At 53.1% G+C, this 16,672-nt stretch carries 16 protein-coding genes; 10 read left to right on the forward strand and 6 right to left on the reverse strand.

What is annotated here, in order from left to right; translation table 11 throughout:
- Positions 1-18: 18 nt before the first annotated feature.
- Positions 19-663, reverse strand: coding sequence for a YtjB family periplasmic protein (locus IP581_RS03305; protein WP_193821755.1), 645 nt, complete (start codon positions 661-663; stop codon positions 19-21).
- Positions 664-781: 118 nt separating this feature from the next.
- On the opposite strand from IP581_RS03305, the gene serB reads away from it, so the two are divergent.
- From serB to nadR, 3 genes are read left to right on the forward strand one after another with little or no spacing between them, the layout of a single operon-like run.
- The gene (gene serB / locus IP581_RS03310) at positions 782-1,753 is read left to right on the forward strand and encodes a phosphoserine phosphatase (RefSeq protein WP_097401215.1); all 972 of its coding nucleotides are present in this window, start codon (positions 782-784) and stop codon (positions 1,751-1,753) included.
- An 8-nt stretch (positions 1,754-1,761) separates the two neighbouring features.
- Positions 1,762-3,144 (forward strand): DNA repair protein RadA, encoded by a 1,383-nt coding sequence (radA, locus tag IP581_RS03315; RefSeq protein WP_097401217.1) that lies wholly within the window; start codon positions 1,762-1,764, stop codon positions 3,142-3,144.
- A 30-nt stretch (positions 3,145-3,174) separates the two neighbouring features.
- Positions 3,175-4,401, forward strand: coding sequence for a multifunctional transcriptional regulator/nicotinamide-nucleotide adenylyltransferase/ribosylnicotinamide kinase NadR (gene nadR, locus IP581_RS03320; protein WP_086870398.1), 1,227 nt, complete (start codon positions 3,175-3,177; stop codon positions 4,399-4,401).
- 45 nt (positions 4,402-4,446) lie between these two features.
- Here nadR and IP581_RS03325 read toward each other — a convergent pair whose 3' ends face one another.
- Both IP581_RS03325 and ettA read right to left on the reverse strand, forming a co-directional pair.
- Positions 4,447-4,941: a response regulator transcription factor gene (locus tag IP581_RS03325; RefSeq protein ID WP_193821756.1), complete on the reverse strand. Its 495-nt coding sequence runs from the start codon at positions 4,939-4,941 to the stop codon at positions 4,447-4,449.
- Between the two features lie 325 nt (positions 4,942-5,266).
- Entirely contained in the window at positions 5,267-6,934 is a 1,668-nt protein-coding gene (gene ettA, locus IP581_RS03330; RefSeq protein ID WP_097401222.1) for an energy-dependent translational throttle protein EttA, read from the reverse strand.
- 214 nt (positions 6,935-7,148) lie between these two features.
- On the opposite strand from ettA, the gene sltY reads away from it, so the two are divergent.
- Together sltY and trpR are read left to right on the forward strand one after the other, a co-directional pair.
- Entirely contained in the window at positions 7,149-9,089 is a 1,941-nt protein-coding gene (gene sltY / locus IP581_RS03335; protein WP_193821757.1) for a murein transglycosylase, read from the forward strand.
- A gap of 74 nt (positions 9,090-9,163) precedes the next feature.
- The gene (trpR, locus tag IP581_RS03340) at positions 9,164-9,493 is read left to right on the forward strand and encodes a trp operon repressor (protein WP_017457853.1); all 330 of its coding nucleotides are present in this window, start codon (positions 9,164-9,166) and stop codon (positions 9,491-9,493) included.
- On the opposite strand, the gene yjjX is transcribed toward trpR, so the two are convergent.
- Positions 9,484-9,999, reverse strand: coding sequence for an inosine/xanthosine triphosphatase (gene yjjX, locus IP581_RS03345; protein WP_193821758.1), 516 nt, complete (start codon positions 9,997-9,999; stop codon positions 9,484-9,486). The two genes, trpR and yjjX, sit on opposite strands and share 10 nt — an antisense overlap.
- Positions 10,000-10,098: 99 nt before the next feature.
- Here yjjX and gpmB point away from each other — a divergent pair, with 99 nt between their 5' ends.
- Positions 10,099-10,746: a 2,3-diphosphoglycerate-dependent phosphoglycerate mutase GpmB gene (gene gpmB, locus IP581_RS03350; protein WP_017457855.1), complete on the forward strand. Its 648-nt coding sequence runs from the start codon at positions 10,099-10,101 to the stop codon at positions 10,744-10,746.
- Here the strand turns inward: gpmB and robA are convergent.
- Positions 10,743-11,618, reverse strand: coding sequence for an MDR efflux pump AcrAB transcriptional activator RobA (robA, locus tag IP581_RS03355; RefSeq protein WP_086870408.1), 876 nt, complete (start codon positions 11,616-11,618; stop codon positions 10,743-10,745). The two genes, gpmB and robA, sit on opposite strands and share 4 nt — an antisense overlap.
- Positions 11,619-11,832: 214 nt before the next feature.
- On the opposite strand from robA, the gene creA reads away from it, so the two are divergent.
- Genes creA through creD form a run of 4 tightly spaced genes read left to right on the forward strand, consistent with a single transcriptional unit; the run spans position 11,833 to position 15,862 of the window.
- Positions 11,833-12,306 carry a protein CreA gene (gene creA, locus IP581_RS03360; RefSeq protein ID WP_086870410.1) on the forward strand — a complete coding sequence of 158 codons (474 nt, stop codon included), beginning with the start codon at positions 11,833-11,835 and terminating at the stop codon, positions 12,304-12,306.
- Between the two features lie 5 nt (positions 12,307-12,311).
- Positions 12,312-13,007, forward strand: coding sequence for a two-component system response regulator CreB (creB, locus tag IP581_RS03365; RefSeq protein ID WP_193821759.1), 696 nt, complete (start codon positions 12,312-12,314; stop codon positions 13,005-13,007).
- Complete coding sequence (gene creC, locus IP581_RS03370) at positions 13,007-14,431, forward strand: two-component system sensor histidine kinase CreC (protein ID WP_193821760.1); 1,425 nt, start codon at positions 13,007-13,009, stop codon at positions 14,429-14,431. Before creB ends, creC begins: the two co-directional genes overlap by 1 nt.
- A 57-nt stretch (positions 14,432-14,488) precedes the next feature.
- Positions 14,489-15,862 (forward strand): cell envelope integrity protein CreD, encoded by a 1,374-nt coding sequence (gene creD / locus IP581_RS03375; protein WP_193821761.1) that lies wholly within the window; start codon positions 14,489-14,491, stop codon positions 15,860-15,862.
- A 42-nt stretch (positions 15,863-15,904) separates the two neighbouring features.
- On the opposite strand, the gene arcA is transcribed toward creD, so the two are convergent.
- Complete coding sequence (gene arcA / locus IP581_RS03380) at positions 15,905-16,621, reverse strand: two-component system response regulator ArcA (RefSeq protein ID WP_003856501.1); 717 nt, start codon at positions 16,619-16,621, stop codon at positions 15,905-15,907.
- Positions 16,622-16,672: the final 51 nt, after the last annotated feature.

Here is a 16,672-nt window from a genome sequence, read left to right on the forward strand (position 1 = left end):
TACCGATAGCAGGCAGCGCTACTCTTTCTTTTGCTGCTCTTCTTCTTCCGGTACGGATTTGTTGGCCGTCAGCAAAAACGGCGACTGCTGCCAGCGCGTGCGTTTACCCTGCAACAGGGTGCGCGTCAACACTACGCCAATGGCCAGCGACAGCAGTAACATCAGGCGCAGAATATTGGTGGTGTTATCCACCTGTTTGGCTTCTGTCGCCAGCGTGTGCGTATCCAGCGTCAGACGCAAGTAGCCCAGTGGGCCGCTCTTGCCCTGAATCGGCTCAACAATTTGCTGGTTGAAATAGCCGCCGGCTTTTTTGCCGTCCAGCGCCAGCCTGTCGCGTACATCAATACTTTCGCCGGAGCGCGCGATCAGATCGCCTTGCGCATCGTACACCCCCGCATCCAGAATGCGGCTCTCTTCGATGAGCTGGCGCAGCACGACGTTGATCCGTTTTTCGTCCGGAGTTTCTGTGCGCATCAGCGGCGTGAGATTCAGCGTCACCTGGCGCGCCAGCGTTCTTGCCAGCTCTTCAAACTGCGGATTGCGATGGCGCTGATGGTTTTGGCTGAACCAGGACGCGCCCTGCATCAGAGCGACCAGCAGAGCCAGACAGATGAGGACGATTACGGCGCGATGCAGCCGAAATTTAAGTTTTGCGCGAGCCATATTCCACCTGTTGAAAATTTGAGGCTTAATGTTGCCAGAAGCGCTGGTTACAAGGTAGCCTCATGCGTTATTTTCCCCTCCGATGCTTTCTGGCGCGAACGTTTTTACAGGAGCTTTAATGCCTAACAGTTTGACCTGGTGCGATCTGCCCGATGATGTTTCTCAGTGGCCGGGATTGCCGCTCTCTTTAAGTGGTGATGAGGTTATGCCTCTGGACTATCACGCTGGTCGCAGCGGCTGGCTGCTGTACGCACGTCATCTGGATAAACAACGTCTGACGACTTATCAGCGCAAACTGGGCGCGGCAATGGTGATAGTTGCCGCGTGGAGCGTTGACGACTATCAGGTTCTTCGCCTGGCGGGTTCGCTGACGCCGCGCGCGACGCGCCTCGCGCACGACGAAGGTATGGACGTCGCCCCGCTGGGGAAAATCCCGCATCTGCGTTCGCCAGGGTTGCTGGTGATGGACATGGACTCCACCGCCATTCAAATCGAATGTATCGATGAGATCGCTAAGCTTGCCGGTACCGGCGAAATGGTGGCGGAAGTGACCGAACGGGCGATGCGCGGCGAGCTTGATTTTGCCGCCAGCCTGCGCAGCCGTGTGGCGACACTGAAAGGGGCTGACGCCAATATTTTGCTGCAAGTGCGGGAAAAACTGCCGTTAATGCCGGGGCTGGTGCAGCTGGTGTTGAAGCTGGAAACATTAGGCTGGAAAGTGGCTATCGCCTCGGGCGGTTTTACTTTCTTTGCCGATTACCTGCGCGATAAGCTGCATTTGACGGCGGCGGTCGCCAACGAACTTGAGATCATGGACGGTAAATTCACCGGCCAGGTGTTGGGCGATATCGTTGATGCGCAGTTCAAAGCCAATACGCTGAAGCAACTGGCTGAAAAATATGAAATCGCGCCGGAGCAAACGGTGGCGATTGGCGATGGCGCGAACGATTTGCCGATGATCAAAGCCGCCGGGCTCGGCATTGCGTTTCATGCCAAACCCAAAGTGAATGAGAAGGCGGAAGTCACCATTCGTCACGCCGATCTGATGGGCGTATTTTGTATTCTTTCCGGCAGCATTAATAAGAAGTAGAGGTTATTGTGGCGAAAGCTCCCAAACGCGCGTTTGTCTGTAATGAATGCGGTGCGGATTATCCGCGCTGGCAGGGGCAGTGCAGCGCCTGTCACGCATGGAACACCATTACGGAAGTGCGTGTTGCCGCTTCGCCCACCGTGGCGCGTAATGAGCGCCTTTCCGGTTATGCGGGCAGCGCTGGCGTATCAAAAGTGCAGAAGCTGGCGGATATCAGCCTCGAAGAACTGCCGCGTTTTTCCACCGGTTTTAAAGAGTTCGACCGCGTACTCGGCGGCGGTGTGGTTCCCGGTAGCGCGATTCTGATTGGCGGCAACCCCGGCGCGGGTAAATCCACGTTGTTGTTGCAGACGCTGTGTAAGCTCGCCGAGCAGATGAAAACGTTGTATGTCACCGGCGAAGAGTCATTGCAGCAGGTGGCGATGCGCGCGCACCGTCTGGGGTTGCCGACCGGTAACCTCAATATGCTGTCGGAAACCAGCATCGAACAAATCTGCATGATCGCTGAAGAGGAACAGCCGAAGCTGATGGTGATCGACTCGATTCAGGTCATGCACATGGCTGATATCCAGTCGTCGCCCGGCAGCGTGGCGCAGGTGCGTGAAACGGCGGCTTATCTGACGCGCTTTGCGAAAACGCGCGGCGTGGCGATTGTGATGGTCGGCCACGTCACCAAAGATGGTTCGCTGGCCGGGCCGAAGGTGCTCGAACACTGTATTGACTGCTCGGTGCTGCTCGACGGCGACGCGGATTCACGTTTTCGCACCTTGCGCAGCCATAAAAACCGTTTCGGCGCAGTCAACGAACTCGGCGTGTTCGCCATGACCGAGCAAGGGCTGCGTGAAGTCAGCAATCCGTCGGCGATTTTTTTAAGCCGCGGCGATGAAGTGACTTCCGGCAGTTCGGTGATGGTGGTGTGGGAAGGCACTCGCCCGCTGTTAGTCGAAATTCAGGCGTTGGTCGATCACTCAATGATGTCCAATCCGCGCCGCGTGGCGGTGGGACTGGAGCAAAACCGCCTGGCGATTTTACTGGCGGTGCTGCATCGCCACGGTGGTTTACAGATGGCGGATCAGGACGTGTTCGTCAACGTGGTTGGCGGGGTCAAAGTAACCGAAACCAGCGCTGATTTGGCGCTATTGCTGGCGATGGTTTCCAGCCTGCGTGACAGACCGTTGCCGCAGGATTTAGTGGTGTTTGGTGAAGTGGGGCTGGCGGGAGAAATTCGCCCGGTGCCCAGCGGCCAGGAGCGCATTTCAGAAGCCGCGAAGCATGGCTTCCGCCGCGCGATTGTCCCGTGGGCAAATGTGCCGAAAAAAGTGCCAGAAGGAATGCAAATTTTTGGTGTGAAGAAGCTCGCGGATGCGTTAAACGTCTTTGACGACTTATAATTGGCTAATGATTTTTTGCAGGAGGCAACAATGTCGTCATTCGACTACTTAAAAACCGCGATTCGCCAGAAAGGCTGCACGTTACAGCAGGTGGCCGATGCCAGCGGTATGACCAAAGGCTATTTGAGCCAGCTGCTGAATGCCAAAATTAAGAGCCCCAGCGCGCAAAAACTTGAGGCGCTGCACCGCTTTCTCGATCTTGAGTTTCCCCGTCGGCAGAAAAGTATTGGTGTGGTTTTCGGCAAGTTTTACCCGCTGCATACCGGCCATATCTACTTAATTCAGCGCGCCTGCAGCCAGGTGGATGAGTTGCATATCATCCTTGGTTATGACGAAACGCGCGATCGCGAGTTGTTTGAAGACAGCGCGATGTCGCAACAACCGACGGTGAGTGACCGTTTGCGTTGGCTGCTACAGACCTTTAAGTACCAGAAAAATATTCGTATTCATGCTTTTAACGAGGAGGGCATGGAGCCGTATCCGCACGGCTGGGATGTCTGGAGTAAAGGCATCAAAGCGTTTATGACCGAAAAAGGCATCACGCCAGACTGGATTTACACTTCCGAAGAGGCTGATGCGCCGCAGTACCGGCAGCATCTGGGGATTGACGCGGTACTGGTCGATCCAAAGCGCACCTTTATGAATATCAGCGGTTCGCAAATCCGCGAGAACCCGTTCCGTTACTGGGATTATATTCCGACGGAGGTGAAGCCCTTTTTTGTGCGCACGGTGGCGATTCTGGGCGGAGAATCCAGTGGTAAATCGACGCTGGTTAATAAACTCGCCAATATCTTCAATACCACCAGCGCATGGGAATATGGTCGCGATTACGTCTTTTCTCATCTTGGTGGTGACGAAATTGCGCTGCAATATTCTGATTATGACAAAATTGCTCTCGGACATGCGCAATACATCGATTTTGCCGTGAAGTACGCCAATAAAGTGGCGTTTATCGATACGGATTTTGTCACCACGCAGGCGTTCTGCAAAAAATATGAAGGCCGCGAACATCCTTTCGTTCAGGCTTTGATTGATGAATATCGTTTTGACCTGGTGATCCTGCTGGAAAATAATACGCCGTGGGTGAATGATGGCCTAAGAAGCCTCGGCAGTTCAGTCGATCGCAAGGAGTTTCAGGATTTATTAGTGACGATGCTGCGGGAAAATAATATCGAGTATGTGCGTGTTGAAGCCGCAGATTATGACTCACGTTTTTTACAGTGCGTCGACCTGGTAAAACAGTTAATGGGGCCGTAAGCTGAGGGCAGGCCGGTCTGGTATATTCCGCGGCCTGTATATCGGTTAGTTTGCAGGTTGATTACGAAAGTTCTCCCAACGGTTATGCACCTGCGTCAGCGCGGCGATTGACGGCTGATTCACCTTTTTTAACATATTATATTTGTGCGTACTGACCGTTTTGATATCCAGCCCACTGTGAATTAGCCTGCTTTTCTTGTTACCTGCACTAATAATATGGCTAAGCAGCATTCTCTCTTTTTGTGTTAACGTAATTTTCAATTCCTGACCTTGTTTATTTCGCCACGATTTATGTTTTAACGTGTGGAATATTTCGGTTAGTTTTGTATCTTTTTTAATTTTCAAAAATGAATGCAATAAGTAACATTCAAATGCATTGTCGTTTTTTATTATTCTGTTCAGTGTCGATAATGTAGTGATAATAATAAAGTTATTATCAAAATCTAAAATAACATCGTTACTATCCAGTGTTATTTCTTTTTGCTTAATAAATGTCTGTAATCCGTTTTTAAGAAAAACATCTTCCGTAATGATATGCATTAATTATAACCATGCGTTCATTTATTAACTAAGGTAATGAGTATCATGTTAGCGTCTGGTCTTAGCGTTAAGCAATATAGAGACAAAATGGCAAATACTAAAAGCATTAGTCTGTTAAAATGAAATTGCTGGATGCTTATTCTATGGGGTGGGTTTTATTCAGGATTTTAGTTTTAGATTATTTCTGCAATGAATGCATCTGCCTCTGGATCGCGGCGAAGATAGTATAAAAACAAATAAACTTTTTTATGCGCTTATTACAGAGGATTTCGCTGAGCGTTTGGGAGGAAAGCGAATGGGTCTCCCCATTCGCTTTTGTCTCGGCTTATTTGGCGATACGTTTGTACTTAATACGCTTCGGCTCCAGCGCATCCGCGCCCAGCGTGCGTTTCTTATACTCTTCGTATTCGGTGAAGTTACCTTCGAAGAACTCCACTTTGCCCTCGTCCTGGTAATCCAGAATGTGGGTGGCGATACGGTCAAGGAACCAGCGGTCGTGCGAGATAACCATCGCACAGCCCGGGAATTCAAGCAGGGCGTTTTCCAGCGCACGCAGAGTCTCGATATCCAGGTCGTTGGTCGGTTCGTCAAGCAGCAACATGTTGCCGCCAACCTGTAACAGTTTTGCCAGATGCAGACGACCGCGCTCACCGCCGGACAGCTCGCCCACGCGTTTACCCTGGTCGGTGCCTTTAAAGTTGAAGCGGCCTACGTACGCGCGGCTTGGCATTTCAGTGTTACCGATGCGCATAATGTCCAGCCCGCCGGAAACTTCTTCCCACACGGTTTTGCTGTTATCCATCGCGTCGCGGAACTGATCAACCGAGGCCAGTTTGACGGTTTCACCCAGCGTAATGGTGCCGCCATCAGGCTGCTCCTGGCCGGACATCATACGGAAGAGCGTGGATTTACCTGCGCCGTTCGGGCCGATAATGCCGACAATCGCGCCTTTCGGCACGGAGAATGACAGGCCATCAATCAGCTGGCGATCGCCGTAAGATTTACTGAGGTTGCTGACTTCAACCACTTTATCGCCCAGGCGAGGTCCCGGTGGAATAAAGAGTTCGTTGGTTTCGTTACGTTTCTGATATTCAGTGCTGTTGAGTTCTTCAAAGCGCGCCAGACGGGCTTTGCCCTTAGATTGACGGCCTTTCGTACCCTGACGCACCCACTCCAGCTCTTTCTCAATAGATTTACGACGGGCCGCTTCCTGAGAGGCTTCCTGCGCCAGACGCTGATCTTTCTGCTCCAGCCAGGAAGAGTAGTTGCCTTCCCACGGAATACCTTCACCGCGGTCTAGTTCGAGGATCCAACCGGCGACGTTATCGAGGAAGTAACGGTCGTGGGTAATCGCCACCACGGTGCCTTCGAAGTCGTGCAGGAAGCGCTCCAGCCAGGCAACGGACTCGGCGTCCAGGTGGTTGGTGGGTTCGTCGAGCAGCAGCATGTCCGGCTTTTCCAGCAGCAGACGGCACAGCGCGACACGACGGCGTTCACCACCGGAAAGATTGGCAATTTTTGCATCCCAGTCCGGCAGGCGCAGCGCGTCGGCGGCGCGTTCCAGTTGCACATTCAGATTATGACCGTCATGCGCCTGGATAATCTCTTCCAGCTTGCCTTGTTCTGCCGCCAGTTTGTCGAAATCCGCTTCTGGATCGGCATACAGCGCATACACTTCATCCAGACGTTTCAGGGCCTCGACCACTTCGGATACGGCTTCTTCAACCGATTCACGTACGGTCTGCTCCGGGTTCAACTGCGGTTCCTGCGGCAGGTAACCGATCTTAATGCCAGGCTGCGGGCGGGCTTCACCTTCGATGTCTGTATCGATGCCGGCCATGATGCGCAGCAGGGTAGACTTACCGGCACCGTTAAGACCCAGCACGCCGATTTTTGCGCCCGGGAAGAAGCTTAGCGAGATATTTTTCAGAATATGACGTTTCGGCGGGACAACTTTGCCGACACGATGCATGGTATATACGAATTGAGCCACGTTGGACTTCGCCTCTTTGTAATGAGAGTGGTATTCAACAGCGGAGTGTAGCCGTTTTCGCGGCTTAATCCCAGCCAGCCGCGACGGGTGTGTTAAATCACGCCAGAAAGGTAAAAAAGTGTGCGCAACGTGGCGCGTTACGAGTTGCCCGGTTAGCATTAACGCATTACGCGGCATGACGCTGCAAAAACGTGACAGATAAGAGGAAAGAGCTGTGCAGAGAGCTAAACATGCCGCCTGGCGATTCGCGGCGGCCTGCGTTTGTTTGCTGTCCCTCAGCAATGTGGCGCGAGCAGATTCACTGGATGAACAACGTAACCGTTACGCGCAGATAAAAAACGCATGGGACAACAAACAGATGGACGTGGTGCAGCAACTGCTGCCCACGCTCCAAACCTATCCGCTTTACCCCTACCTGCAATATCGTCAGATTACCGACGATCTGATGAATCAACCCGCCATTACGGTGACTAACTTTGTGCAGGCCAACCCGACGCTACCGGCGGCGCGCACGCTGAAATCTCGCTTTGTTAATGAGCTGGCCCGTCGGCAAGACTGGCGTGGTCTGCTGGCGTTCAGCCCGGAGAAACCCGCTACAACCGAAGCGCAATGTAACTACTATTTTGCGAAGTGGAATACCGGCCAGGCCGATGAAGCATGGGCTGGCGCGAAAGAGCTGTGGTTAAGCGGCAAAAGCCAGCCTAATGCGTGCGATCAGCTATTTGGCGCATGGCGCGCTTCCGGGAAACAGGATCCACTCGCCTTTCTGGAGCGTATTCGCCTGGCGATGAAAGCGGGTAATACCAAACTGGTCACGCTGCTGGCCGGGCAGATGCCGCCTGATTATCAAACCATTTCGGCGGCTATCATTAATCTTGCCAACAATCCATTGAGCGTGATGTCCTTTGCCACCACCACCGGCGCAACGGATTTTACCCGTCAGATGGCTGCGGAAGCCTTTGAAAGCGTAGCGCGTCAGGATGTGGAAAATGCGCGCTTGATGATCCCGTCGCTGGTGCAGGCGCAGCAGTTGAATGAGGAACAAACCCAGACGCTGCGCGATATTGTCGCATGGCGGTTGATGGGCAATGACGTCACCAGCGATCAGGCGCGCTGGCGCGATGATGCGATTATGCGCTCGCAATCGGTCTCTTTGCTGGAGCGTCGGGTGCGTATGGCGATTGGCAACGGCGATCGTCGTGGGCTGAATACCTGGCTTTCGCGCTTGCCGATGGACGCAAAAGAGAAAGACGAGTGGCGCTACTGGCAGGCGGATTTATTGCTTGAGCGCGGACGCGAGGATGAAGCCAAAGAGATCCTTCACGCCCTGATGAAGCAGCGCGGTTTTTACCCGATGGCCGCTGCGCAGCGGCTGGGTGAAGATTACTCTATGCAGATAGACAAAGCGCAGGGAAATGTCTCCACGACGCTAACGCAGGGCGCAGAAATGGCGCGCGTTCGTGAACTGATGTACTGGGGGCTGGATAACACCGCGCGCAGCGAGTGGGCGAATCTGGTGACCAGCCGAACTCAGCAAGAGCAGGCGCAACTGGCGCGTTATGCTTTTAATCAACACTGGTGGGATCTGAGCGTGCAGGCCACGATTGCCGGCAAGTTGTGGGATCAACTTGAAGAGCGTTTCCCGCTGGCGTATAGCGATCTTTATGCCCGCTACACCAGTGGAAAAGGGATTTCGCAAAGCTATGCGATGGCGATATCTCGCCAGGAGAGTGCCTGGAACCCGACGGCGCGCTCCCCGGTTGGCGCGGCAGGTTTAATGCAGATTATGCCGGGTACCGCCACGCACACGGTGAAGATGTTTAATATTCCGGGCTACAGCAATTCCGGCCAATTATTTGATCCGGAAATGAATATCAACATCGGCACCAGCTACCTGCAATATGTCTATCAGCAGTTTGGCAATAACCGTATTTTCTCGTCGGCAGCCTATAACGCCGGGCCGGGAAGGGTGCGCAGCTGGTTGAATAACAGCGGCGGCAAACTGGATGCGGTGGCGTTTATTGAGAGCATCCCGTTCTCGGAAACGCGCAGCTATGTGAAAAACGTGCTGGCTTATGATGCTTATTACCGCTATTTCCTGAACGGAGATAAGCCGGTAGTGTTTAATGATGCTGAATGGCAGCGCCGTTATTGATTTCTGTGGTTTATGCTATGATGTGTACTCGCTAAAGAGTACACATCGGTAAACCTTTAACATGGCGGCTAATTATGACTCAGCAATCACCCTATTCCGCAGCGATGGCCGAACAGCGCGATCAGGAGTGGCAACGCTTCGTTGATCTGGTCCGGCAATCTTACGAAAAGGATCTGCACATTCCATTGCTTAACCTGATGCTTACGCCCGATGAGCGCGAGTCGTTGGGCACAAGAGTGCGGATCATTGAAGAGCTGCTGCGCGGCGAGATGAGCCAGCGTGAACTGAAAAGCGAGCTGGGGGCAGGTATCGCGACCATTACGCGTGGTTCCAACAGCCTGAAAGCTGCGCCTGCTGATTTACGTTTATGGCTGGAGCAGACGCTGCTGAATACTCAGCGATAAATTGCGTTGTGAAAGGGGCTAAGCGCCAGAATCACCGCCTGGTGGTAAACGCTTTCGCGAGTGAGTTTACCTGCGGTGAAAACGCCGATGGCACCCTCTTTGCGGTCGATCTCATCAATTCCGGTATAACGCGACATGACAGGCCCGAGCGCTTCACCAGCGCGCACTTTCTGTAAAATGATCTCCGGTAGCGGCAGCGTTGCCGAGCGGGCTTCACCTTTCTGATCAGCGCTTTCTATCACCACCCAACTGAAGGTACTTCCTTCATCGATCCCGGCTTCGATCGCCACCCAAAAATCCGCTTCGGGGCGCACATGACGGGCATTGGCCACGCGATTTCGTGCGCCAGTACGCGTTTCTTCATTGCCAAACGGCTGTTCCGGTACGCCGCTATCGACGGAAACGGCGTCTATATGGCAGGATCCTTCGCCGAAGATCTCGTTAAAAGCGTGCAGAATCGCCCGAATTTTCGCGGGATTTGTGGTAGCTGAGACAACATGGTGCATAATCAATAACGGTATGTTCGGAATGAGATGCGTTCTTTTACCCCGGACAGAGACCTTCCTCAGATAATAAATTCATCGCAGTATAATGGATAAAAAAGCATGTTACAGGTATACCTTGTTCGCCACGGTGAAACGCAGTGGAACGCCGAGCGTCGTATTCAAGGCCAGTCAGACAGTCCGTTAACCGAAAAAGGGGAGAAGCAGGCGTGGCAGGTCGCTGAGCGCGCAAAAGCGCTGGGCATTACTCACGTTATTGCCAGCGATCTGGGCCGAACCCGCCGGACGGCTGAGATTATCGCTGAAGTCTGCGGTTGCGACATCACCTTTGAGCCGCGTTTGCGCGAGCTGGACATGGGCGTGCTGGAACGCCGTCATATCGATTCCCTGACTGAAGAAGAAGAGAGCTGGCGTCGCCAACTGGTGAATGGCACGGCCGATGGCCGCATTCCCGATGGCGAATCGATGCAGGAGTTAAGCGACCGTATGCATGCGGCGCTGGCAACCTGCCTGGATCTTCCCGAAGGGAGCCGCCCGTTGCTGGTCAGTCACGGTATGGCACTGGGCTGTCTGGTCAGCACGATCCTTGGGCTTCCGGCTTATGCTGAACGCCGTCTGCGTCTGCGCAACTGCTCCATTTCCCGTATTGATTATCAACAGAGCCCGTGGCTGGCTTCCGGCTGGGTGGTGGAAACCGCAGGAGACGTCTCGCATCTGGACGCCCCGGCGTTGGATGAGTTACAGCGTTAACGGCGAATGGGCACAAGATACTCGCAGCGGATGTGTGATGGCGGTTCACCGTCTGCGCGCGGCTCTTCATGCTGCGGGTAAAAATGCTCAATATCCTGGCCTTTACGGCGCGTGAGGTTAAGCATCGGCATGCACGTTCCGTAAACGGTCAGGATGAAATCCTGAAAACCGTGTGGTGAACCTTCATAGGCGAAGGAGACGTAGTCGCCGCCTTCCAGCAATACTGGCTGCGCGTTGCTCAGATAACCGTTCGCCATCTCCGGCGTTAGCGCTGTGGTGTAAAACACTTCCTGTTCGTCATCTTTTTCCAGGCTTGGGCGCGGCTCATGCAGGCCATACATTTCCGGTGGAATCTTCGGTGAATTGCTCAAAAACTCGCGCCAGAACTGAATGCGCATTTGATTACGGAAATCGGAGATCTCCTCCAGCGCGCAGGTATAGCTCTGAGTGGTGCCAATAAGGTGCATTGGCGGCAGGGTGACAAAGTCATGTTTTGGCATGGTAAATTCGCCAAGACGCATCGGCGGGCGAATGCCAAACGCGCTCCAGTCTGGTGAACGGCGATAGAGCGCAGGAGTGACAGCAAACTGTTTTTTGAAAGCGCGGGTGAAGGTTTGTTGCGAATCAAAGCGGTATTGTAGAGCAATATCCAGAATAGGGCGGGCAGTAAGGCGCAGAGCAACCGCGGATTTTGACAGACGACGCGCACGAATATAAGCGCCGATGGCATGACCGGTCACGTCTTTGAACATCCTTTGCAGGTGCCACTTGGAATAGCCCGCTTTTGCCGCCACATTATCCAAAGCGAGCGGCTGATCCAGATGGCTTTCCAGCCAGGAAAGTAAGTCGCGAATGATCCCAGCCTGATCCATACAATATCCTCTTCCTTAAAACAGCATTAACGCCTGATATCAGGCAACGGATAATAACGGGTTTTTAGGTGTTTAGCATTCGGTGTTTTTTTTGTGCACAAATACGCATTGTGACTGATTTTCATCATAAATTTTGTAAATTAGTGATCTGCAAACAGTTTCTCATTTGAAAGCTGAATAGTTGCTCACCGTAATATTCAAAAATGGTAACAATATGAAATATACAAAGTTAATCCTTCCTGCAGTAATGTTGGCCACGCTGGGTTCTGCTCATGCAGAACAAATTGGTTCCGTGGATACCGTGTTTAAAATGTTTGGGCCGGATCACAAAATCGTGGTCGAAGCGTTTGATGATCCTGACGTGAAAAATGTCACCTGTTACATCAGTCGGGCGAAAACCGGTGGCATCAAAGGTGGGCTGGGGCTGGCGGAAGACACGTCCGACGCCGCTATCTCTTGCCAGCAGGTTGGTCCGGTTGAGTTGAGCGATAAGATCAAAAACGGTAAGGCGCAGGGCGATGTGGTTTTCCAGAAACGGACGTCGTTGGTCTTCAAGAAATTGCAGGTGGTGCGTTTTTATGACGCGAAACGTAACACACTGGCGTATTTGGCTTATTCCGATAAAGTGGTCGAAGGATCGCCGAAAAACGCCTTAAGCGCGGTACCCATCATTCCCTGGAGTAAATAAGCCCAATGTCTACGCCGCAACCGCTGATCTGGCTGGTAGAGGATGAAGCCAGCATCGCTGAAACGTTGATTTACATGTTGCAACAGGACGGTTTTGCCGTCACCGCGTTTGAGCGAGGTTTACCGGTGCTGGATGCGGCGCAGCAGCGGCTGCCGGAGCTGGCGATTCTGGACGTCGGTCTGCCGGATATTAGCGGTTTTGAACTCTGTCGGCGGCTCTTGGCGCGCGCACCCGCGTTGCCGGTGCTGTTTCTTACCGCGCGCAGCGATGAAGTCGACAAATTGCTGGGGCTGGAGATGGGCGCGGATGATTACATTGCCAAACCCTTTTCTCCCCGCGAAGTATGTGCCAGGGTACGCACTGTGCTGCGCAGGTTGCAAAAAGCATCTCTTCACCATGAAATGCGGCGAATCGGCCAGTTTGAGTTGGTCGAGGACGCCGCGATTATTCGCTGGTGCGGCGAAACGCTGCTGCTGACCCGCTACGAATTTTTGTTGTTAAAAACATTACTGTTGGCACCAGGACGTGTTTTTTCTCGCCAGCAATTGATGGATCAAGTCTGGAGCGATGCTCAGGAGAGTTTCGATCGCACTGTCGATACTCATATCAAGACTTTGCGCGCCAAGCTACGCGCCATCAATGCTGAACTCACTCCTATCAATACACATCGCGGTATGGGCTATAGCCTGGGGATCCGCTGATGCGCATTGGCATGCGCCTGTTGCTGGGGTATTTCCTGATCGTGGCGGTTGCCGCGTGGTTCGTGCTGTCGATCTTTGTTCAGGAGATCAAACCCGGCGTACGACGTGCCACCGAAGGTACGCTTATTGATACCGCGACACTGCTGGCGGAGCTGGCTCGCGAAGATTTACGTTCTGGTCATGCACAGGATGGCCGCCTGGCGCAGGCGTTCTCGACGTTAAATCACCAGCCAATCAATGCGCATATCAGCGGGATCCATAAAGTGCGCAATGAGTATCACGTCTACATGACCGACAGCACCGGGCGCGTGGTGTTTGATTCGTCTGGAAAAGCGCTGGGTGAAGACTACTCACGCTGGAATGATGTCTGGCTGACGCTGCGCGGGAATTACGGCGCCCGTAGCTCGCTGGCGGATGCCCGTAACCCGCAGAGTACGGTGATGTATGTTGCCGCCCCGGTGACCGATCAAGGTCGCATTATCGGTGTCATCAGCGTGGGTAAGCCAAACAGCGCGATGGATCCGGTGATTAAACGCAGCGAGCGGCGGATCTTATGGGCTGGCGGCGCGCTGCTGGGTATTGCGCTGCTCATTGGTGCAGTCATGGTCTGGTGGATAAATCGCTCGATTGGCAAGCTGGCGCGCTACGCCGATTCGGTCACCGAAAACCGCCCGGTTCCTTTACCTGAACTTGGCAGCAGTGAGTTGCGTAAACTGGCGCAGGCGCTGGAAAGTATGCGTGTGAAACTGGAAGGTAAAAACTATATCGAGCAGTATGTTTACGCCCTGACGCATGAACTGAAAAGCCCGCTGGCAGCCATTCGCGGCGCGGCGGAGATCTTGCGGGAAGGGCCGCCGCCAGAAGTCGTGACACGTTTTACCGACAATATTCTTTCGCAAAACAGCCGCATGCAGACCCTGGTTGAGAAGTTGTTACACCAGGCGAAACTGGAAAACCGGCTGGAAATTACGTTGGCGGCAGTGGACATCGGTATGCTTTTTCGCCAGTTGCAGGAGCAGCGCGGCGTGGTGTTGTCGGCGAAAGGCTTAACTCTGCATATTGACGCCGCAGATGCGGTGGCGGCAGGGGATAGCGAACTACTGGCTCAGGCGTTGGGCAATTTACTGGATAACGCCATTGATTTTACACCGCCTGGCGGTGTGGTCGCGTTACGCGCCAGCCGGGAAGATGAAGCGCTGGTGTTAACGGTCAGCGATAGCGGTTCAGGTATCCCGGATTATGCACTGCAGCGCGTTTTCGAACGCTTCTACTCCCTGCCGCGTGCCGACGGGCAAAAAAGCAGTGGGCTGGGGCTGGCTTTTGTTCAGGAAGTCGCACGGCTACATCATGGTGATATTAGCGTCCTGAACCGCCCGCAAGGGGGTTGCGAGGCCCGGCTGACACTTCACCCACACTTCACATAACTTCAAATCCTTCACACATAGCCTCGCTACTCTGCGCACATCACTAAGGAGAAGGCTATGTTGAAATCCCCCCTGTTCTGGAAAATGGTAACGCTGCCAGGTTGTCTTTGTGTTCTGCTTATCCCGCTGACGCTGCTGAGCGGCTTAATTGGCGAACGCGCGAATTATCGTAACGATGTGACGGATACGCTGCGCCAGAGTAGCGCTGGCAGTCAAAAATTGATCGGGCCGTTGATCGCCATCCCGGTGACCGAAACGGTGGTTTCCCTGGAAAAAGCCAGTGACAACGAGGCGCCCAAAGAGGTGCGGCGTAAACAGAGTTATCTGCGTTTTTGGTTACCGGAATCGCTGATGGTCAACGGCAAACAGCAGGTCGAAACCCGTAAGATCGGCATTTATGATGGGCAAATCTGGCACAGCGACATTGAGATCAACGCGGAGTTCGACCCAAAGCGGCTGGATATCAAAGCCGATGAAAATATCTCCCTCGGCGAGCCATTTCTTGTTCTAGCGTTGAGTGATTCGCGCGGTATTGGTCAGTTGCGTACCACCAGGTTAAATGGCGAGACACTCAGCGTTGAGCCAGGAACCGGGCTGGCAAGCGATCTGCAGGGCGTGCATATGCCATTGTCGATGGCGAACTTGCAGCAATCGCTGAAGCTATCCATGGCGTTTAGTCTGAGCGGAACCGGTGATTTTTCCGTGGTGCCGCTGGGGCGAAATAGCGAGATGACACTGAATGGCGACTGGCCGCATCCGGGTTTTATGGGCGATTTTCTGCCGGAACAACGCACGGTGAGCGCCAGTGGTTTTCAGGCGCACTGGCAAAGTAGTTGGTTTGCCAACAATCTGGACAGCAAAATGCGAGCTGCCGGAGCGCTGTCTGTCAGCAAAAGTTGGGAATTACCTGCTTTTAGCGTCAATATCTCTACACCCGCTGATCAGTACCAGTTGACCGACAGAGCCGTTAAATACGCGATTTTGCTGATCGTACTGACTTATCTGGCATTTTTCGTTTTCGAAAGTTTAACCGCGCGGCAGATGCATCCGATGCAGTATTTGCTGGTGGGGCTATCGCTGGTGATGTTCTACCTGGTATTACTGGCGCTTTCTGAACATACCGGATTCACCATTGCCTGGGGAGTTGCCAGCTTGCTTGGTGCATTACTAAACGGTGTTTATTTACAGGGCGTACTGAAAAGCTGGCGTGCGGGTTTGTCGTTTTGTCTCGCACTGTTAGTTCTTGATGCGGTGATGTGGAGCCTGTTGAACTCAGAAGATAATGCGCTGTTGCTCGGCACCGGTGTTTTGTTTATCGCTCTGAGCGCAGTGATGGTGTTGACGCGCAAGATCGACTGGTATGCGCTTTCTGGTTCGGCAAAGAAAATACCGCAACCAGTGAGTGACGAAGAATTACGCATCTGGAAATAAAAAAAGCGGCACTTAGTGCCGCTTTTTCATCATTATTCTGGCTTATTCCTGCAAATCACCGCAGAAACGGTAACCTTCACCGTGAATGGTGGCGATGATTTCCGGGGTATCCGGCGTCGATTCGAAATGTTTACGAATACGGCGGATAGTTACGTCGACCGTACGATCGTGTGGCTTCAGTTCACGACCGGTCATTTTTTTCAGCAACTCAGCACGAGACTGGATTTTGCCTGGGTTTTCGCAGAAGTGCAGCATCGCGCGAAATTCGCTGCGCGGCAGCTTATACTGCTCGCCGTTCGGGCTAATCAGTGAACGGCTATTGATATCCAGTTCCCAACCGTTGAATTTGTAGCTGTCAACGCTGCGGCGTTCTTCGCTAACCGTGCCCAGATTCATGGTACGGGACAGCAGGTTGCGCGCGCGGATAGTCAGCTCGCGTGGGTTAAACGGTTTGGTGATGTAGTCGTCGGCACCAATTTCAAGGCCCAGAATCTTATCGACTTCGTTATCACGGCCCGTCAGAAACATCAGCGCGACATTCGCCTGTTCGCGTAATTCACGCGCCAGCAAAAGACCGTTTTTACCCGGCAGATTGATATCCATGATCACCAGGTTGATATCATTTTCAGAAAGGATCTGATGCATTTCAGCGCCATCTGTCGCTTCAAAGACATCGTAGCCTTCTGCTTCGAAAATGCTTTTTAACGTGTTGCGTGTTACCAACTCGTCTTCAACAATAAGAATGTGCGGGGTCTGCATGTTTGCTACCTAAATTGCCAACTAAATCGAAACAGGAAGTACAAAAGTCCC

Source organism: Kosakonia pseudosacchari (assembly GCF_015167415.1).
Lineage (GTDB): Bacteria > Pseudomonadota > Gammaproteobacteria > Enterobacterales > Enterobacteriaceae > Kosakonia > Kosakonia pseudosacchari.

What these genes read in the sequence shown, in the direction of transcription:
- IP581_RS03305 (WP_193821755.1), bottom strand. Translation starts at nt 663, where the DNA reads ATGGCTCGCGCAAAACTTAAATTTCGGCTGCATCGCGCCGTAATCGTC.
- serB (WP_097401215.1), top strand. Translation starts at nt 782, where the DNA reads ATGCCTAACAGTTTGACCTGGTGCGATCTGCCCGATGATGTTTCTCAG.
- nadR (WP_086870398.1), top strand. Translation starts at nt 3,175, where the DNA reads ATGTCGTCATTCGACTACTTAAAAACCGCGATTCGCCAGAAAGGCTGC.
- IP581_RS03325 (WP_193821756.1), bottom strand. Translation starts at nt 4,941, where the DNA reads ATGCATATCATTACGGAAGATGTTTTTCTTAAAAACGGATTACAGACA.
- trpR (WP_017457853.1), top strand. Translation starts at nt 9,164, where the DNA reads ATGACTCAGCAATCACCCTATTCCGCAGCGATGGCCGAACAGCGCGAT.
- yjjX (WP_193821758.1), bottom strand. Translation starts at nt 9,999, where the DNA reads ATGCACCATGTTGTCTCAGCTACCACAAATCCCGCGAAAATTCGGGCG.
- gpmB (WP_017457855.1), top strand. Translation starts at nt 10,099, where the DNA reads ATGTTACAGGTATACCTTGTTCGCCACGGTGAAACGCAGTGGAACGCC.
- robA (WP_086870408.1), bottom strand. Translation starts at nt 11,618, where the DNA reads ATGGATCAGGCTGGGATCATTCGCGACTTACTTTCCTGGCTGGAAAGC.
- creA (WP_086870410.1), top strand. Translation starts at nt 11,833, where the DNA reads ATGAAATATACAAAGTTAATCCTTCCTGCAGTAATGTTGGCCACGCTG.
- creB (WP_193821759.1), top strand. Translation starts at nt 12,312, where the DNA reads ATGTCTACGCCGCAACCGCTGATCTGGCTGGTAGAGGATGAAGCCAGC.
- creC (WP_193821760.1), top strand. Translation starts at nt 13,007, where the DNA reads ATGCGCATTGGCATGCGCCTGTTGCTGGGGTATTTCCTGATCGTGGCG.
- creD (WP_193821761.1), top strand. Translation starts at nt 14,489, where the DNA reads ATGTTGAAATCCCCCCTGTTCTGGAAAATGGTAACGCTGCCAGGTTGT.
- arcA (WP_003856501.1), bottom strand. Translation starts at nt 16,621, where the DNA reads ATGCAGACCCCGCACATTCTTATTGTTGAAGACGAGTTGGTAACACGC.